At 71.5% G+C, this 17,732-nt stretch carries 17 protein-coding genes; 13 read left to right on the top strand and 4 right to left on the bottom strand.

All coding sequences use genetic code 11. The features are described 5' to 3' along the window. Positions 1 to 7: 7 nt before the first annotated feature. The 10 genes from ACQP2T_RS50650 to ACQP2T_RS50605 all read left to right on the top strand — a co-directional run bounded on the left by ACQP2T_RS50650 (position 8) and on the right by ACQP2T_RS50605 (position 8,906). Complete coding sequence (locus tag ACQP2T_RS50650) at positions 8 to 913, top strand: ACP S-malonyltransferase (protein WP_433511964.1); 906 nt, start codon at positions 8 to 10, stop codon at positions 911 to 913. Further along, complete coding sequence (locus ACQP2T_RS50645) at positions 910 to 1,335, top strand: phosphopantetheinyl transferase (protein WP_358177345.1); 426 nt, start codon at positions 910 to 912, stop codon at positions 1,333 to 1,335. Before ACQP2T_RS50650 ends, ACQP2T_RS50645 begins: the two co-directional genes overlap by 4 nt. 1 nt (position 1,336) lies before the next feature. Further along, positions 1,337 to 2,197, top strand: coding sequence for a nuclear transport factor 2 family protein (locus ACQP2T_RS50640; protein ID WP_433511963.1), 861 nt, complete (start codon positions 1,337 to 1,339; stop codon positions 2,195 to 2,197). An 11-nt stretch (positions 2,198 to 2,208) separates the two neighbouring features. After that, positions 2,209 to 2,997 (top strand): alpha/beta fold hydrolase, encoded by a 789-nt coding sequence (locus ACQP2T_RS50635; RefSeq protein WP_433511962.1) that lies wholly within the window; start codon positions 2,209 to 2,211, stop codon positions 2,995 to 2,997. Then, complete coding sequence (locus tag ACQP2T_RS50630) at positions 2,994 to 3,563, top strand: hypothetical protein (RefSeq protein WP_433511961.1); 570 nt, start codon at positions 2,994 to 2,996, stop codon at positions 3,561 to 3,563. The genes ACQP2T_RS50635 and ACQP2T_RS50630 overlap by 4 nt, the downstream gene beginning before the upstream one ends. Further along, positions 3,551 to 4,543, top strand: a complete 993-nt coding sequence (locus ACQP2T_RS50625; protein WP_433511960.1) for a right-handed parallel beta-helix repeat-containing protein — start codon at positions 3,551 to 3,553, stop codon at positions 4,541 to 4,543. The genes ACQP2T_RS50630 and ACQP2T_RS50625 overlap by 13 nt, the downstream gene beginning before the upstream one ends. Next, entirely contained in the window at positions 4,540 to 5,478 is a 939-nt protein-coding gene (locus tag ACQP2T_RS50620) for an ABC transporter ATP-binding protein (RefSeq protein WP_433511959.1), read from the top strand. Before ACQP2T_RS50625 ends, ACQP2T_RS50620 begins: the two co-directional genes overlap by 4 nt. 2 nt (positions 5,479 to 5,480) lie before the next feature. After that, positions 5,481 to 6,659, top strand: a complete 1,179-nt coding sequence (locus ACQP2T_RS50615; protein ID WP_433511958.1) for an ABC transporter permease — start codon at positions 5,481 to 5,483, stop codon at positions 6,657 to 6,659. After that, positions 6,656 to 7,804, top strand: coding sequence for an ABC transporter permease (locus ACQP2T_RS50610; protein WP_433511957.1), 1,149 nt, complete (start codon positions 6,656 to 6,658; stop codon positions 7,802 to 7,804). The genes ACQP2T_RS50615 and ACQP2T_RS50610 overlap by 4 nt, the downstream gene beginning before the upstream one ends. A gap of 106 nt (positions 7,805 to 7,910) precedes the next feature. Continuing rightward, entirely contained in the window at positions 7,911 to 8,906 is a 996-nt protein-coding gene (locus tag ACQP2T_RS50605) for a hypothetical protein (RefSeq protein ID WP_433511956.1), read from the top strand. A 53-nt stretch (positions 8,907 to 8,959) separates the two neighbouring features. On the opposite strand, the gene ACQP2T_RS50600 is transcribed toward ACQP2T_RS50605, so the two are convergent. From ACQP2T_RS50600 to ACQP2T_RS50590, 3 genes are read right to left on the bottom strand one after another with little or no spacing between them, the layout of a single operon-like run. Beyond that, a complete protein-coding gene (locus ACQP2T_RS50600) occupies positions 8,960 to 10,114 on the bottom strand; it encodes a cysteine desulfurase family protein (protein ID WP_433511955.1) in 1,155 nt (384 codons plus the stop codon). 39 nt (positions 10,115 to 10,153) lie between these two features. Continuing rightward, a complete protein-coding gene (locus tag ACQP2T_RS50595) occupies positions 10,154 to 11,038 on the bottom strand; it encodes an LPD16 domain-containing protein (RefSeq protein WP_433511954.1) in 885 nt (294 codons plus the stop codon). Positions 11,039 to 11,059: 21 nt separating this feature from the next. Further along, positions 11,060 to 12,766 carry a condensation domain-containing protein gene (locus tag ACQP2T_RS50590; RefSeq protein WP_433511953.1) on the bottom strand — a complete coding sequence of 569 codons (1,707 nt, stop codon included), beginning with the start codon at positions 12,764 to 12,766 and terminating at the stop codon, positions 11,060 to 11,062. Positions 12,767 to 13,028: 262 nt separating this feature from the next. Here ACQP2T_RS50590 and ACQP2T_RS50585 point away from each other — a divergent pair, with 262 nt between their 5' ends. Genes ACQP2T_RS50585 through ACQP2T_RS50575 form a run of 3 tightly spaced genes read left to right on the top strand, consistent with a single transcriptional unit; the run spans position 13,029 to position 16,051 of the window. After that, the gene (locus ACQP2T_RS50585; protein WP_433511952.1) at positions 13,029 to 13,268 is read left to right on the top strand and encodes a phosphopantetheine-binding protein; all 240 of its coding nucleotides are present in this window, start codon (positions 13,029 to 13,031) and stop codon (positions 13,266 to 13,268) included. 9 nt (positions 13,269 to 13,277) lie between these two features. Next, a complete protein-coding gene (locus ACQP2T_RS50580) occupies positions 13,278 to 14,831 on the top strand; it encodes an acyl-CoA ligase (AMP-forming), exosortase A system-associated (RefSeq protein ID WP_433511951.1) in 1,554 nt (517 codons plus the stop codon). Next, positions 14,828 to 16,051, top strand: coding sequence for a pyridoxal-dependent decarboxylase, exosortase A system-associated (locus ACQP2T_RS50575; RefSeq protein ID WP_433511950.1), 1,224 nt, complete (start codon positions 14,828 to 14,830; stop codon positions 16,049 to 16,051). The genes ACQP2T_RS50580 and ACQP2T_RS50575 overlap by 4 nt, the downstream gene beginning before the upstream one ends. A 153-nt stretch (positions 16,052 to 16,204) precedes the next feature. Here the strand turns inward: ACQP2T_RS50575 and ACQP2T_RS50570 are convergent, their stop codons facing one another. Continuing rightward, positions 16,205 to 17,578, bottom strand: a complete 1,374-nt coding sequence (locus ACQP2T_RS50570) for a condensation domain-containing protein (protein WP_433511949.1) — start codon at positions 17,576 to 17,578, stop codon at positions 16,205 to 16,207. Positions 17,579 to 17,732 lie beyond the last annotated feature (154 nt).

Here is a 17,732-nt window from a genome sequence, read left to right as displayed (position 1 = left end):
CTGCGGAATGCTTGGATTTCTCTTCCCAGGACAAGGCACGGTCCGTGTCGGTATGGGTGCGTGGCTGCGTCGCAGACCCGTGGCGCGAGCGCGGCTCGACGAGGTTGACGCGCTGCTCGCACAGCCCATCACCCCGCTGTGCGCTCGCGGGCCGCTGGACAGGTTGGTGGCGACCGAGCACGCGCAGGTCGCGGTGACCGCGTGCAACCTGGCGGCGCTGGCCGTGCTGCTGGAGGAGGGATTCGAGCCGCTCGTGGTCGCCGGGCACAGCGTCGGCGAGCTGAGCGCGCTGCACGCGGCGGGTGTGCTCACGCTCGCCGACACCGTACGGCTGGTCGAGCTCAGATCCCGGCTGATGGCCGAGGTCAGTGACACGGGCGGGATGCACGCGGTGATGGGGCTGCCGGTCGAGGAGGTCGAGGCGCTGGCCGCCGAGGCGGGCTCCGCGGACGAACCGCTGGTCGTTGGCCTGGAGAACGCTCCCGGCCACGTGGTGGTCTCCGGCGCGCTGCCGGCCCTGGACCGGCTCGGCAAGCTCGCCACCCGGGCCAGCAAGATCGTGCCGCTGCGGGTGGGCAACGCCTTCCACTCACCGCTGATGGCGGCGGCCGTGCCCGCCTGGGCCGAGGCGGTGCGGGCCGCGCCGATGAGCGAGCCCCTCGTACCCGTGGTCCCGAACGTGACCGGCGAGCCCACCACCGACCTCGCCACGCTCAGAGACGCGCTGATCGCCCAGCTCACCGGCCGGGTCCGGTGGACGGACACGGTGAACGCGGTGGAGGAGTTCGCCCCCGGCGTCGAGGTGGGCGACAGCAAGGTGCTCGCGGGCCTGTCGCGCCGGGCGGGCGCGCGCTGCCTGAGCCTGGCCGAGCCCGCCACCCTCCGGCGATTGTCCAGGGAGATCGCGGCATGAACCGGTGGGGCAGCGCGATGGTCGGCTTCGCCGGGCTCTCCCGGCCGCAGGAGCTGGTCGGCGACATGCGCCTCGAAGAGGTGTACACGGCGGCCGAGCGCCTCAGGTCGGGGTACGGCCGCACGCTCCAGCACTGGGCCGGGCGCTTGGCGGGCAAGTACGCGGTGCTCCGCCTCCTCGGCGTCTCCGCCACGGCCGAGCACCTCGGCCAGGCGGAGGTGCTCCCCAGGCCCACTGCCAACTGCGCGAAGACCGCCGTCTGCCACACCGGGCACCCGCCGGCCGTCCGGCTCGCCGGGGCGCTGCGCGCGGCGGCGGGGTCCGGCCAGCAGATCCGGCTCTCGCTCAGCCACACCGACGGCAAGGTGCTCGCGGTGGCCGTGGCCTCCGCGCGCCTGCCGGAAGACGAAGACGAGGCATGACATGGACGCCAGGAAGGCCGCCGAGGGGCACCTTGAGGCGTGGCAGGCCGGTGACCCCGAGGCCGTGGCCGCCACCGCCGCCTCCTACAGCGACCCCGACTCCGGCGGCGAGCTGAGCGGGGCCGCGCTGGCCGCCCACGCCGCCGCCACGCTGACCCGCTTCCAGCGGCCGAAGTTCGTCGTGGACGAGGTCGTCGGCGACGGCGAGGCCGTCACGCTCTGGTGGACGCTCCAGGCCGACCACCGCGCCCCCTACCTGGGCATGCCCGCCGTCGGCGGGACCGTCGGCATCCAGGGGACCGACCTGGTCACCCTCGGCCCGGACGGTCCGCGCGTGCGGCGCCGCTTCGACCGGCTGGCCGTCGCGGAGGCGCTCGGCTACTCGGCCCGGTTCGTGCCGGCGGCCGACGCGGAGACGGGCGGGGTCAGGCAGTTCGGCGTCAGCGCGCGCGTCCCCAGCGGGCGTACCGAGCCGCCGGGCGTGCTCACCCTGACCTGGCTGGAGGTCCGCGACGACGCGGAGGCGGCGGACGTGGACCTGCTCAGCGTGGAGGTCGTCAAGTCGCTGCGGGCCTCCAAGGGCTTCCTCGGCCTGGCGACGTTCGACGTCGGCGACCGCAAGTTCACCGTGACCGCCTTCGACCGCCCCGAGTCCGTCCGCGCGGTGCACGCCCGGCCGCATCAGCGGAGCATGCGCCGCTTCTTCAAGGGCGGCCTGTGCACCCGGGTGCTCACCAGTGTCTGGATCCCCTCCGACATCCGCGAGTACGCCCGCTGCCCCGACTGCGACACCGTCGTCCGGGTCGGACCGGAGGCCGCCTGCGGCTGCGGGTGGGTCCCGGGCGACGCCTCCCTACTGTGACTGGAGCCTTCATGTCCGACTTCACCACCGAGCACCGGCTCGGCGACCGCGAGGGCGGGCCCGCCGTGGTCTTCATGTCCGCGTTGTTCGCCGGCGGCTGGATCTGGGAGCACCCCTACCGCTACCTGGCGGCGGCCGGCGTGCCGGTGCTGCGTACGCACGAGGCGATCTGCGCGCTCGACCGCCGGGTGGCCGGCTCGATCGAGCGGCTCGGCGACGCGCTGCTGGACGCCTGCGACGAGGCCGGCGTCGAGGACCTGGTCCTCTGCGCCAACTCGCTCGGCGGCCTGGTCGCCATCGACCTGGCCGGCCGCCGCCCCGAGCGGATCAAGGGCATCGTGGTGAGCGGCGCCCCCGGGCTGACCCCCGACCCCGACGTCGGGCTGAGCTTCGACCGGCGGGCCAGCGTGCAGCCGTTCGGCGACGACTTCGGGGTCCGCATGGTGTCCGCGCTCTTCCACGGTACGGAGCCCTACTTCACGCGGGAGCAGATGGACGAGGTCGGCACCATGCTCCGGCAGCCGGAGTCCATGGTCAGCATGGCCCGCAGCCTCAAGGCCACGCGCCGCTACCAGGTCAAGCCGGCGCTGGACAAGGTCCGCTGCCCGTCCCTGTACGTCTGGGGCAGGCACGACCGGATGACGCCGGTCGGCCCTTGGCTGGAGCTGCTGGCCGACTATCCGGAGAACGACGTGGTGGTGGTCGAGGAGAGTGGGCACATTCCGATGATCGAGCGGCCGGACGAGTACAACGCGGTGCTCGAACCGTTCGTGGCCCGCTGCGCCAAGGTCGCGGCATGACGCTGTTCGCCGGGCAGCAGCTCATGCGGCCGGCCGCCCCGCCCGTGTCTCCTCCCGTGCTGGTGGGGGTGGACATCGTGGACGCGGACCGGCTCGCCAGGGCGGCCGGGCGCGGCGGTGCCGTGTTCACCGACCACCTCACCACGCCCGCCGAGCGCGAGCTGGGCGCGGAGGAGGTGGCCTTCTCGGTCAAGGAGAGCTTCATCAAGGCGGTGGGCGGGCGTCCGCCCGGCTTCACCTGGCACGACTTCGAAGCCCGCGCCGGGCGGCCCGCCGCCTGGGCGCGGCGGCTGCTCGACGAGGCGGCGGCGGAGCTGACCGCCTCGACCGGGCTCACGCTGACGGGCGGCTCGTTCTATGCCGTCCGGGGCGCGAGCGAGCAGGCGGCCCTGGTACGGCTGGCGCCGCGCCGGAGCCGGGTGGCCGGGGCGGCCCGGTGGGGGATGGGCGCGGGGCTGCTCGTCTCCCTGGCGATCGTGTACGGCGACGGTTACGCGGACGGCTTCGACGACGTCTACGGCGACGGTTTCGGCGACAGGGAGGGAGACCCAGGATGTCCCAGGTGAAGCCCGGTGAGTCGATCCAGCGGGCGCTGGACGAGGCGGGCGCCGGAGCGACGATCGAGCTGGCGGCGGGCACGTACGCGGAGAATGTCTGGATCAGGCACGACGGCGTGACGCTGACCGGCGCGGGGGCGGGCCGCACGGTGCTGGTCCCGGGAGACTCCGTCCCCGAGGGGATCCCGAAGCTGCACGACGCGGCGGCGGACGTCGTCAGCGGCATCAGCCTGCACGGCGTCCGCGACGTCACGATAGCGGGGCTGAGCGTGCGCGGCTCGACCGGCGCCGGGATCTACGCCCACACCGTGACCGGCCTGACCGTACGGAACGTCGAGACGGCCGGCAACGCCGTCTGGGGCGTCTATGTACGCGAGTCGAGCCGGTGCGAGGTGACCGGCTGCACCACGTCGGGCAGCCAGTACGGCGGCATCGCGCTCAGCTTCTGCCCCGAGTCCGGCGGCGTGGCGGACAACGAGAGCTTCGCCAACGCCTTCGGGATCTTCGTCGACAACTCCTCCCGCGTCAGGGTGCTGCGCAACACCTGCCACGGCAACGCCGCCGGGCTGCTGATGCTCAACCAGACCTACGAGGGCGAGCCCGACGGAGGCGTGCGCGACTGCCTCGTCTCAGGCAACGACCTGTACGGCAACGGCCTGGCCGCGGGCGGCGACGCCCCCGACGCGCTGGGCGCCGCGGGCCCGCCGATCTCCGGCGTGGGCCTGGCGCTGATCGGCACGCACCGGGTCAGCGTCGTGGACAACCGGATCCACGACAACCATCCCAGCGGCGAGTCGGTCATGGGCGCCGCGTTCGTCATGGGCTCGTCCAAGGACTGGGGAGGCGACGACGCCGTGGACAACCACATCCTCTGGAACCGGGTGACCGGCAACAGCCCGCTCGACCACCAGCTCGGCGTCGACCTCGAACGCCAGGTCTGCGCGGGGAACACCAGCGACAAGGGTGAGCCGGACGGGTGGGGCCGATGACCGCCACCCTGGCGTGTACCGGCCTGAGCAAGAGGTTCGGCGACGTGCTCGCCGTACAGGATGTGGGGTTCGCCATCGCCCCCGGCGAGGCGTACGGGCTGCTCGGGCCGAACGGCGCGGGCAAGACGACCACGATCTCCATGCTCGTCGGCCTGCTCAAGCCCGGCACCGGGAACGTGACGGTGTGCGGCACGGACCTCGCCGCCGAGCCGCTGGCGGCCAAGGCGAAGATCGGCTACGTGCCGCAGGAGATCGCGCTCTACCCGGAGCTGACCGGGCGGGAGAACCTGCGCTTCTTCGGCCGGCTGTTCGGCCTGCCGCGACGGGAGCTGGCCGCGCGCGTCGACGAGGTGCTCGACCTGGTCGGACTGTCCGACCGGGCCGACGGCAAGCTCGGAACGTACTCAGGCGGCATGAAGCGGCGGATCAACATCGGCGCGGCCCTGCTGCACCGGCCCGAGGTGCTCATCCTGGACGAGCCGACCGTCGGCGTCGACCCGCAGAGCCGCAAGGCCATCCTCGACGGCGTGGAGCGGCTGGTCGCCGACGGCATGGCCCTGCTCTACACCTCGCACTACATGGAGGAGGTCGAGCGGGTCTGCGACCGGGTCGGGATCATCGACCACGGCCGGATCGTCGCCGAGGGCACCCGCCACGAGCTCGTCGCCATGGTCGGCAGCGCCGACAAGATCGAACTGATCCTCGACGGCGACGTGGACGGCGCGTTCGACAAGCTCCAGGCGCTGGAAGGCGTCGTCGAGGCGGTCAGGACCGGCACCGGCTCGGTGCGGCTGCTCGCGGAAGGCGGCCGCTACGTACTGCCCGCGATCATCACCGCCGTGGACGGCCGCGCCACCGTGACCGCCGTCGAGGTCATCGAACCCGACCTGGAGGCCACCTTCCTCCACCTCACCGGCAGCAAGCTGCGGGACTGATCATGCTGAGACCCCTTCTGTCCGTCGCCGCGCTGGAACTGCGTACCCGTGTCCGCGATGGAACGGCCCTGGTGGTCGCGCTGATCGTGCCCATCGCGCTGGCCACCCTGTTCGGCCTCGCCCTGGGCGGGGACGACCCGCCGCTGCGGGCCACGATCGGCTTCGTCGACCTCGACCGCGGCGAGTTCTCCGCCAGTGTGCGGCGGGAGGTCATGTCCAACGAGCAGCTCAAGGGCACGCTGACGCTGCGCGACCTGCCCAGCAGGCAGGAGGCGCAGCGCTCGCTCGACGCCGGTGACATCGGGTCGGCCATCGTGTTCCCGCAGGGGTTCACCAAGAGCGTCGGCGCGGGCTCGGGCGGCCAGGTCGCGGTGCTCACCTCCGCCGAGTCGCCGCTGGCCGGCGTGGTGGCGAACGCCATCGTCGACCGGATCTCCTCGGTGGTCGACGCCCGCACGCTCGCGGTCCGCGCCTCGCTCGCGTACGGCGTGCCCGGCGACCGGGTGAAGGAGCTGGTGGAGCGCAACGGCGCCGCCGGGCCCGGACTGAGTCTGGCCGACGACCCCATGGAGGGCGGCAAGATCGACCTGTCGGTGTACTACGGCTCCGGCATGGCCGCCCTGTTCGCCTTCTTCGTGGTGGGCGCCTCGTTCAGGAGCCTGCTCACCGAGCGGCGGCAGGGCACGCTCGACCGGATGCGGGCCGGGCCGATCCCGCAGTGGACGCCGATCGCCGGCAAGGCCCTGGTGGGGTTCGGGCTGGGTGTGGTCAGCGTCGTCGCCACCTGGGTGTCCTCCTCGCTCATCTTCGGCACCAGCTGGGGCGACCCGGTGGCGGTCTTCGCGCTGCTGGTCGCGCACGTGCTCGCCGCCGCCGCGATCACCATGCTGGTGGCCAGCCGGGCCAAGACCGACGCCCAGGCCGACGGGGTGACCATGGTCGTCTCGTTCGTGATGGCGTTCTTCGGCGGCAGCCTGGTGCCGCTGTACAACCTGCCCGGCTTCCTGCAGAAGGTGGCGCTGCTCACCCCGAACGGCTGGACGTCGACCGGGCTGATCCGGCTCGCGGGCTCCGGCGGGGGACTGACCACGGTGATCGTCCCGATCGGCGTGCTGTGCGCGATCGCGCTGGTGGCGGGCGGCCTGGCCGCGGCCGGCTTCAGGAAGGGGCTGCTCGGATGAGGCCACGTCCCGTTTTGGCACTGGTAGCGGCGAATTTGCGGCGGCTCTCCCGCGACAAGGTCGGCCTGTTCTTCATGGTGATCATGCCGTTCGTCAACATCGTGTTCGTCGGCATGGCGCTCGGGGGCGGCGCCGTGGGAGCCGCCAAGCTGCCCGTCGGCGTCGTGGCCAACGGTTCCGACCCCGTCTCGGCCGCCGTGCTCAAGGAACTGCGCGCGCACCCCGACCTCGCCATCACGGCCGTGGCGACCAAGCAGGACCTTCAGTCGGGCGTACGCGAAGGGTCCCTCGCCGCCGGGCTGGTGATCCCGGCCGGCTCGACCAAGCTCGAACTCGTCATGACGCAGATGAACGGCAGCGGCATGGCGGCCCGCAGCGCCGTAGACGTCGCGGTCGGCCGGGTGGCCGCCGTACTCGAAGCCACCAGGGCCGTCGAGGCCGCGGGCGCCACGCCCGCGCAGGCCGCCGCGCGCGTGCGCGAGGCACAGGCCGACTCGGGCCGCGTCGCGGTCGTCGGCTCCGGTACGCCCGGCGCCACACCCAGGGGCTTCGCCTACACGGCCCCGGCCAACCTGCTGCTGTTCACCTTCATCAACTCCATGGCCGTGGCCGCCGCGCTCGCCGAGAGCAGGCGGCTCGGGATGATCCAGCGCGCGCTCACCGCCCCCGTCAGGCGCCGGTCGGTGCTCGCGGGGGAGGCGCTGAGCAGGTTCGTCGTGGCCGTCGCGCAGTCGCTGTTGATCATGGTGGTCAGCTCGCTGGTGTTCGGCGTGTCGTGGGGCGACCCGCTGGGCGTCGCCGCGGTGGTCGGCTCGTTCTCGCTGGTGGCCACCGGTGCCGCGATCCTGGTCGGTAGCCTCGTACGCTCGCCCTCGCAGGCGCCCGCCATCGGGCCGCCGCTGGGCATCGTGCTCGGCATGCTGGGCGGCTGCCTGTGGCCGAGGGAGTCGGCGGGGGACTTCCTCAACTCGCTCGGCTACCTGTTCCCGCACGCCTGGGGCATGGACGCGCTGCTGGCGCTGACCAAGCCGGGCACGGGCATCGGCACGGTCCTCCCCGAGGTCGCCGTGCTCTCCGGGATGGCGGCGGCGCTGCTCGGCCTGTCGCTGTTCCTGTTCAACCGCCGCACCCGAACCTTCACCTGAACGTTCCGTTTCAACCGCCGCACCCGAACCCCACCTGAGCGTTCCGTTTCAACCGCCGCTTCCCAACCTTCACCTAAGAATTCCGTTGAGTTGATGGGAGATCGTGATGACGACTATTCCGTTCTTTCCGGGGATGGCCCCCGTGGGCGGCGACCACGCCACAGACGTTTACCGTTACGCGGCCCGCAAGGGCGCGATCGAGGCGCTTGAGGTGGCCGCCGTCGATCTCGGCATTGGCCTGCATGAGATGCACGAGGCGGTGGCCCACCTGGTGGAGAACCGGCTGCTCATGATGGAGGACAGGGCGGGCCGCCGGTTCGTCCCCGTGGATCCCGAGGTGGCCGCGGCCTCGCTGGTCTCCTCCGTCGAACGGGAGATCTACCAGCGCCGGGAGCTGATCGACCAGATCCGCGAGCGGATCAACGTGTTCCGGCAGGACTACACGGGCAGGACCTCGGCGCCCAGCGCGATCGAGTATCTGGTGGGGTCGATGGAGGTCCGGGGCTTCCTCAAGACGGCCGGCGACTCGTGCCGGGACGAGGTGCTGGTGCTCCAGTCGAGCCTGACCGACGCGGACGAGCTGTCGCAGGCGTACTCACCGCTGCTCGGGCGGGGGATCACCGTGCGCATCATCTGCCAGCACCGCAACCGGGCCGACCTCGCGACGCGGATGCGGATGAAGAAGCTGACCGACGCGGGGGCCTCGGTGTGCACCGTCAGCCACATTCCGCGATCGGCCGTGGTGTTCGACCGGTCGCTGGTGGTGCTGTTCGGGCTGTCGGACGGGGAGACCAACGTGGCGCGGGTGCACAACCACGGGGTCGCGCAGTTCCTGCTGGACCTGTTCAACCACCTGTGGGAGACGGCCACGCCGCTGGAGGGCGTCGAGGCCGGGTACGCCGACGTGGCCGACGACCTCCAGCAGGCCATCGCGGCGCTGATGGCCAAGGGCTACACCGACGAGGTCGTGGCGCGCAAGCTGGGCATGTCCGTACGCAGCTGCCGCCGGCACATCGCCACGCTGATGCGCGATCTCGACGCGACCAGCCGCTTCCAGGCCGGGGTGCAGGCGGCCAGGAAGTTCCTGCCCAACGGCGCGTGACAAGTGTTCGGTCGTCTGTGCGGGCCCGCCCCCGGCGGGCCCGCTGCCGTACGTCATGTGGCCTGCATCGCGACCGACACCTCGGCCAGGTCCAGGGCCCGCTCGCAGACCAGCTCGACACCGCGCACCAGCTCGTCGAACGCCATGCGCGGGTCGAGGCACATCCGGATGGAGCTGTTCGCGTCCTCGGCGCTCACCCCGATCGCAGTCAGGACGTGTGACGGCTCCTGGGAGTCGGAGTTGCACGCGGACCCGGTGGACACGGCCACGGTACGCAGGCTGGAGACCAGGCTCTCCCCACGGACCCCGGGCAGCACCAGGTTGAGCACATGAGGCACTCCGTTGAGCGGATCGCCGTTGATCCGTATACCCGGAAGCCGGGTGGTGAGCAGTTCGAGGGCCGCCTCGCGCAGTCGTACGGCCCGCATCCAGTCGTCGTCGAGCCGCCGCAGCGCCAGCTCGCACGCCTTGCCCAGCCCCACCACGAGGTGCGTCGGGATGGTCCCGCTGCGCAGCTCGTACTGGCCGCCGCCGTACGTGATCGGCCGCAGGCGCACGCCGGGCCGCACGTACAGGGCGCCGATGCCCTTCGGGCCGCGTACTTTGTGCCCGGAGATCGACAGCGTGTCCACCCCGGCCTCGACCACGTCGATCGGGATCCGGCCGGCCGCCTGGGCGGCGTCCACGTGCAGCAGGCAGCCGACCTCGTGGCAGAGCGCGGCCAGCTCCGACATCGGCTGTATGGTGCCGATCTCGCTGTTGACCAGGGCGGCCGTGGCGACGCGCGAGTGGACGTCGAGCTGGTCGGCCAGCCGGGTCAGGTCGATCACCCCGTCCTGGCGTACCGCCATCGTGCGGGTCTCGATGCCCCGCCCGGCCAGCGCCCGGCCGATGGACAGCGCGGACTTGTGGTCGGTCGGGCAGAACAGCGCGTTGACGGGCGCGCGCTCCTCATGGGCGAACATGCCCAGCAGCGCGATGTTGTTGCTCTCGGTCGCGCCGGAGGTGAAGACGATGCCGCGCGGGTCGGCGCCCAGGAGCTCGGCCACGGACACGGCGGCGAGGTCCACCGCGCGGCGGGCCCGCTTGCCGAGGACGTGCGGCGACGACGGGTTGCCGAAGTCCTCTCTCAGGTACGGCAGCATCGCGTCGACCACTTCGTCGTCCACGCGGGTGGTGGCGCAGTTGTCCAGATAAATGATCTTCATGGGCGGCCCGTCACTTTCGGTGGTCCGTCTCGCGCCGCGTCAGCTCCTGAACGTGCTGACCGTCACGAGCTTCGAGTAGATCTCGTCCGTGGACATCTCCCCGCTCCCGCCGGGGTCGGCGATGATCACCAGCATGTCCGACAGGCGGTAGAGCTCCAGGGCGATGTCGACGCCCGTCTGGACGGGTGCCAGACACTCGCCAGGCGCGAAGATGACGATCGCCCGGTAGCCGGCGTTGTGCACCTCCGAGATCATCTCGGTGATCTCGCCGGCGCATCCGGTGATGCCGCAGCTGATCAGCGTGCGGTAGTTGCCCTCGTCGTCGAGGAAGGCCACCTCGGTGTCCTTCGTGCCCGACTCGAGGTAGCGCTTCTCCAGCCGCCCCTGCTTGACGAACCGGTCGGCGGCCTTCTGGAAGCGGTACTTGAGCCAGGTCTCGGGGAAGGCCAGCGGGTGCTTGCGGCTCGGCAGCACGCGGTCAGTCCCGAACCCGGCCTCGCCCAGGATCCGCTCGTACTCCCCGGGCAGCCCGGTGAAGCGCTCGAAGAACTCCGCCCGCAGCTCGCTCGCCGGGCGGCCCGACGTGGGGACGTACTGCCAGTCGTTGACCAGCAGGAGCAGCCGCGCGTCGGTGCGGGTCGGCGCGTACGACCTGAGGAGGTCGGCCGACAGCCGCCAGGTGTACTCCGGGAAGATCCCCACCCGGCCGGCGATCCGGCGTCGCATCACCTCGGACTCTTGCGCCCCGATGACGCCGGGGACGAGCTTCCCCTGATCCTCGAAAAGCATGAAATGGCCGCCCATGACGACCAGGTTCTCTATGCCGGAGGCGGTCAGTTCACGGTCTATCAGCCGGCGCAGCTCCTCTTCGGAGCCGACGAGCTGGTGGCTCTTGGATACTCGGGCGGCGAGCGCGTCTGTCATGGTGGACCACTCCAGGGTGGGTCAGGGCTGGGTGAGTACGGGCCTCGGAGACTCGATGACGGCTTCCGGGGTGATCTCAGGGGTCAGCTCGCGGGCCAGCGCCCGCAGTGGCTGGGGGCCGGTCAGGTGATGGACGGTGGCGCCCGCCCATCCGTGGGCCGCCAGCAGGGCCAGGACCCGGGGGATCCGCAGGGCCCGGCCGCCGGCGAGCGTGTAGCTGTCGGACAGGTCCACCTCGCCGAGCCCGTTCACCTGCCGGACGACCTCGGCGAGCGCCTGCTCCGCATCGGGGGCGAGCGCTGGTCGGACTTCAGGGGCGTTCTCGGGTGGTTCGTCGCGGGCGGGCGGGCTCGGGACCGTCGGTGTGCTGTGGGTCGCCGGTGGGCTGAAGCCGGCGAGGCGCGTGACGTCGCTGATCCGGATGTCGGCCCCGGCGAGCAGGACGGTCTCGTAGCCGCGCAGGAAGCGTTCCATGTCACCGGCTCCCATGATCGAGGACCGGGCGTGGAAGCCGACGACGACCGCGTCACGCCACTCGTCGATCCTGAAGTACGTGTCCATCTCCTCGTACGCCCAGGCCGTCGGCACCGTCTTCCAGGCGAACGTGGTGCGCCGGGCCCGCGCCTCGCTGGAGCGCTGCTTGATGAAGTTGACCTCTGACCCGAGACGTACGAGCTGGCCACGCCGCGATCCCTCGCGCGACACCAGCTCCACGACCTGGTCGTAGGGCACGGACGAGTGCGTCCGGGCGAGCTCGAAACGCTCGGCCACCCGGCGCAGCAGCTCCGCGAACGTCGGGTCGTCATGGCAGTCGACGGTCACCAGCATCGGCGCGAACATGCACGTCATCACGCCCGCGTACGGGCCGGGCTCGCGGTTGCCGGAGAACGACAGGTGCGCGACCGTCCCGAGGCCGGTGTAGGCGGCCATCATGGCGGTGTACGCGGTCACGTGGACCAGCGACGGCCACACCTGGTCCGCGGCGGCGATCCGCCGCACGGCGTCGAGCAGCGAAGGAGATGTCAGGGTCGCACTCCGCGCGACTGGCTCGCCGTCGGGCGTCAGCGGCTCGCGGTCGGGGGCGCGACGGCCTGCGAACGGGTCGGCCGGAAGGCGGGCGATCTCCGTGCCCCAGTACGCCAGGGAGCGGGCCGCCACCGTGGCGGCCTCGGCCGACGACTCGTGCCGGGCCAGGTCCGACGGCTGGTTGCGGACCGGTTCCAGCGCGGCCGGCCGCCGGGAGCTGAAGCCGGCGCACTGGACGGTCAGCTCGCGCTTGATCTCCCGTACCGTCCACGCGTCCACGGCCAGATGGTTGAGCACCAGGACGATCTGCTTGGGAGCGCCGCCCGTGGTGATGACGCAGGCGCGGATCGGCCAGTCGACGTCGAGGCGGAAGTCGGTGGTGCCGAGCCGTTCGACGATCTCGGCGGGGGTGGGGGTGCCGTCGCGTTCGGTGGTCGCCAGGAGGATCGGCAGCGCGGCCGGCGGGTGCACCTGCTGGCGCGGCTCCGGCCCGGGATCGAGGTGGTACGTGGTCCGCAGCGACTCGTGGCGGCGCGTCAGATAGTTGATCGCCGCGCGGCAGTTCGCCACCGTGACGTCGTGCGGGATGGCGAGCCGCAGCACGATGTGCGTGTCATGCCGTTCGCCCGGCGGCAGCCGGTGGTATTTCAGCCACATGTAACGCTGGCCCCAGCACAGATTCGCGTTCTTCGCGGCGGACAACTCAGCCTCCCCATGTGCGCCGGTAGCCGGTTAATGTGCTTCATAATCTGCGCCGATCAGGGGTGCGACAACCGGGTGCCGATGACCGGCTCCGGAAGGCGATTACCTGCCAATGGATTCAGGAATGGCACGCTTGACGCGTCGTCGCCCATTCGGCCAAGCTCGGAGCGAACAGCATGGAGCGGCTCGGCTTTCGGCCTGAGGTGGCGCGGTGACTATGTTGGAAATACCACCCGAGTTTCAGAATATTCTGCGCTCGCATTTGCCGTACGCGGACGCGGGCGACTTCTCCGCGTCCGACGAGCTGGCGGGCCTCGGGCTCGACTCGATGGGCGTCGTGCGGTTGCTGGCCGACATCGAGGACCGCTACGACATCGAGCTGCCCGACGACCTCCTCAACGAGGAGACGTTCGACACCGTCGGCTCGCTGTGGGAGGCCCTGTCCGCGCTGATCGACCCCCAAGGAACCGTCGGTGGCGAGCGAGCGCCGTTACGAGTGTGAGGATCGCCGATGCTGACGCGAGTCGACGACGTGGTGCGGTGCGGCGACCCTGACCGCCCCGCCGTGACCTACCAGGACGAAACGCTCAGCTACGGCGAGCTGGCCCGCCGCGTCGGCCGCGCCGCGAGCGGCCTGCGCCGTCTGGGGCTGCGCCGGGGCGAGCGGGTCGTCGTCTACCTGGAGAAGCGGATCGAGACCGTCGTCGCCATGTTCGCCGTGTCCATGGCCGGCGGGGTGTTCGTCCCGGTCAATCCGCTGTTCAAGCCGCAGCAGGTGGGCTATGTGGCGGCCGACTGCGGGGCGGTCGCGGTGGTCACCTCGGTCGAGCGGCACCGCCTGGTCGGCGCCCGGCTCCAGGAGGTGGAGTCGCTGCGCCACCTGATCCTCATCGGCGACCGGCCGCGCGTCCCGGAGCCGCGCCCGATCACGACCTGGTCCCAGCTGTGCGCCTCCGACGACGAGGTACCGCCCTCTGAGGGGGTGATCGACGCCGACGTGGCGGCGATCCTCTACACCTCGGGCAGCACCGGCAACCCCAAGGGTGTCGTCCTGTCGCACCGCAACCTGCTCGCCGGCGCCCAAAGCGTCGCCCACTACCTCGGCCACACCCGCGACGACGTGGTGCTCGGCGTGCTCCCCCTGAGCTTCGACACCGGCTTCAGCCAGCTCACCACCTCCTTCATCGCGGGCGCGCACGTCGTCCTGATGAACTACCTGGTGCCCGGCGCGGTCGTCCGCCTGTGCGCGCGGCACGGCGTCACCGGGCTGACCTGCGTACCGCCGCTGTGGCTGCAGCTCGCCGCGCAGACCTGGCCCGAGGCCGCCACCCGTCGCCTGCGCTACTTCGCCAACACCGGCGGGCGCCTGCCCAAGCCCGCGCTGGACTCGCTGCGGGCGACGTTCCCGCAGGCCAGGCCGTACCTCATGTACGGGCTGACGGAGGCCTTCCGCTCTACCTACCTCGACCCCGAGCAGGTCGACCGCCGGCCCGACTCGATCGGGAAGGCGATTCCCAACGCGGAGATCCTCGTCGTACGCCCGGACGGCGGCGTGTGCGAGCCCGGCGAGAAGGGGGAGATCGTGCACCGTGGCGCGCTCGTGGCGCTCGGCTACTGGAACGACCCCGAACGCACCGCCGAACGGTTCCGCCCCTATCCACCGGGCGGCAGCCCGTGGGGGAGCGAGCTCGCGGTCTGGTCGGGCGACGTCGCCTACCGCGACGACGAGGGATTCATCTACTTCGTGGGACGTACCGACGAGATGATCAAGACTTCCGGATACCGGGTCAGCCCCAGCGAGATCGAGGAGGCGGCCTACGCCACCGGGCTGGTGGGCGAGGCGGTGGCGTTCGGCGTCGCCGACGACACGCTCGGCCAGCAGGTCGTGCTCGTCGTCAGCGGGCCGGGCGGCGCGTCGTGCGACACCGAGACGCTGGTCAAGGCGCTCGAACGCGACCTGCCGCGCTACATGGTCCCGCGCCGGGTGGTGGTGCGCGACCGGCTGCCGAGATCGGGCAACGGCAAGTTCGACCGTACGGAGCTGCGCAGGTCGGTGACCTGGTGACCGCCATCCCGAGCGGCTGGTACGGCAGGCACGACAGCCAGCTCACCGTGGGCGGTATCCCTGTGGAGCGGCTGGCCGCCCGGGTGGGGAGCACGCCGTTCTTCGCCTATGACCGGGAGCTCGTCAACCGGCGGGTGGCGTTGGTACGCGCCGCCCTGCCCGAGGACGTCGAGCTCAGCTACGCGGTCAAGGCCAATCCGATGCCCGCCCTGCTCCAGCACATGAGCGGCCTGGTCGACGGCTTCGACGTGGCCTCCGCGCAGGAGATGCGGCACGCCCTCGACACCCCGGCGCCCGCCTCACGGATCAGCTTCGCCGGGCCTGGCAAGTCCATGGCCGAGCTGACGCAGGCGGTCGCCGCCGGCGTCACCGTCGAGCTGGAGTCCGAGCTGGAGGTGGAACGGGTCCGGTCGGCGAGTGCCGCCGTGGGCGTTCCCGCGCGGGTCGCGCTCCGCGTCAACCCCGACTTCGCGATCCGCGGGTCCGGTATGAGGCTGGGCGGCGGGCCGCAGCAGTTCGGCATCGACGCGGAGCGGATCCCCGCGGTCCTGGCCGGGCTGACCGGCGACGACCTCGACTTCCAGGGCTTCCACGTGTTCGCCGGGTCGCAGAACCTGCGGGTCGACAACATCTGCGAGGCGCAGCGCCGTACCGTCGAGCTGATTCTCGGCTTCGCGGACGCGGCGCCCGGGCCCGTGCGCTACGTCAACATCGGCGGCGGCTTCGGCATCCCGTACGCGCTGCGCGACCGGCCGCTCGACCTCGGGCCGATCGGCGACAACCTGGCGCGGCTGGTCGACGGGCTGGTCCGGCCCCGGCTGCCGGAGGCGCGGCTCGTCGTCGAGCTGGGGCGCTATCTGGTCGGCGAGGCCGGCGTGTACGTCACACGCGTGGTGGACCGCAAGGAGTCGCGCGGCAAGGTGTTCGTCGTCGTGGACGGCGGCCTGCACCACCAGCTCGCGGCCTCGGGCAACTTCGGCCAGGTGATCAGGCGCAACTACCCGCTCGCGGTGGCGAACCGGATGGACGACCTGCCCGAGGAGACCGTGACGGTGGTCGGCTGCCTGTGCACCCCGCTCGACCTGCTGGGGGACGACGTCTCGCTGCCCAAGGTGGGGGTGGGGGATCTGATCGTGCTGTTCCAGGCCGGTGCGTACGGGCTGACGGCGAGCCCCACCGCGTTCCTGAGCCACCCGGCGCCGGTCGAGGTGCTGGTCTGAGCCCGGGATGACGGCAGGCCCGCAGTTGTCACTGCGGGCCTTTTGGCGAGCGCTTTGAGGTGCTGGTCGGGCGGGGTCCGTGGTTTGAGGTGCTGGTCCGGTGGGATCCGTGGGCCGGCGCGGCGGGGGCTTGTCGGGCCGGCCCACGGACGTCTAGTGCGGCGGCGCCGGTACCTCAGAGGGGAACAGCGACGGCGGCAGGCCCTCGCTCCTGGCGCTCCACAGGTCCTTCAGGCACGTTTCCGGGTCGGTCGCCGCGAGCTGTACGCCGAGCGCCATCGCCCGCAGGATGTCGGTCGCGGCCTCGGGCGGGATGATCGTCGGATCCGCGAGCAGCATCACGCTGGTGAGACCGCCCTGAACCGCCACCCGCACCCGGAACGCCTGGCCGTACTGCTGCGCCAAGGGCGTCCAGACCAGCTCGGCGGGGGTCGGATCGGCGGGGTTCAGCGGGGCGCGGTCGATCTGCATGTAGTTGAACCAGCTGCGGAACAGGTGGTTGAACCAGCAGTCGTGCCCCGGCTCCTGCCCGCTGTGCGTGGCCGCGTCGGCGGCCAGCGCGGCGACGCGGTCGAAGTCGTAGCAGGAATAGCGGTACGTGCGCGCGCTCGCCCAATGCCAGCGCTTGACGTGCTCGGCCAGCGTGGCGCCCGGATCGACGGTGGCGCTGACCGGGATGAGCTGGTTCATGGTGCCGACGACGTGCTGGTGCTCCTCGGCGAACCGATTGGAGGCCATCAGGCTCATCGTGACCCGGTCGGTGTCGGTGTGCCGGGCCAGGCCGGCGGCGATGAAGGCCATCAGTATCGCGGGCGGTGTCACGCCGTGGCGCTTGGCGGCCTCGGCGGCGAGCCCGCTCAGGCGGCGTGAGTGCAGCGTGGCCTCGATCCGGTTCCGCTCGGCGCGGGCGGGGAGCGTGGGCAGCTCGTCCATCAGGCCATCGGTGAGCACGCGCCGCCAGTAGCGTTCGGAGCTCTCCTGCTGGCCGCGCCAAGACTCGTCGCGCTGCCGCTGGGCCAGCTCGCGCAGGGTGGGACCCATCGGCGCGTGAGCGTCCGGGTCGACCACCAGGGCGCGGAACTGGTCCTGCAGATGATGGATCGACCACACGTCCACGATCAGGTGGGAGAACGACAGCGCGAGGAAGATCGGGGCCCCGTCGGTCGTGACGAGCAGGCCGCGCCAGGGCAGCGCGTCGGTCATCGGGAACGGGATCGTGGCCAGCTGCTCCTTCGTACGCTCCGGGTCGCCCCGGTCGGTGACCGCGCGGTCCACGTGCTCGACCGGCGGCGTCACCGTCCGGTGGACGCGCTGCACGGGCTGCCCGTCTCGTACGTGGTAGGTGGTGCGCAGGCATTCGTGCCGGTCGACGAGGCGCCGCAACGCCGTCGTGACCCGGTCCAGGGGGAGGCCGCGCAGGTCCCAGGTCGTCGGCAGGTTGGCGTCCCGCATCCAGTCCTCGGGGTAGCGCTCCACTTCTCGCCAGCTCCATAGCTGGCCGTTGCTCAGGGGGGCGTCGACGGGCATGTGGTCTCCTCGTGAGCTGTTGCGGACCGCTGACAGTGGCCCCGCCGACGGCCCTCCACCGCGCACGTACCGGGCCCCTGTAAATGGCTTTATCCATTTCGGCTCGGCAGAACTCTCAGGCCAATGTAGCTACCTGTCCTACACAGGATCTGAG

This window comes from Nonomuraea sp. CA-143628 (assembly GCF_050942315.1).
Classification (GTDB): domain Bacteria; phylum Actinomycetota; class Actinomycetes; order Streptosporangiales; family Streptosporangiaceae; genus Nonomuraea.
The sequence above is the reverse complement of the archived record's forward strand: the minus strand, read 5'-3'. Positions and strand labels throughout refer to the sequence as shown.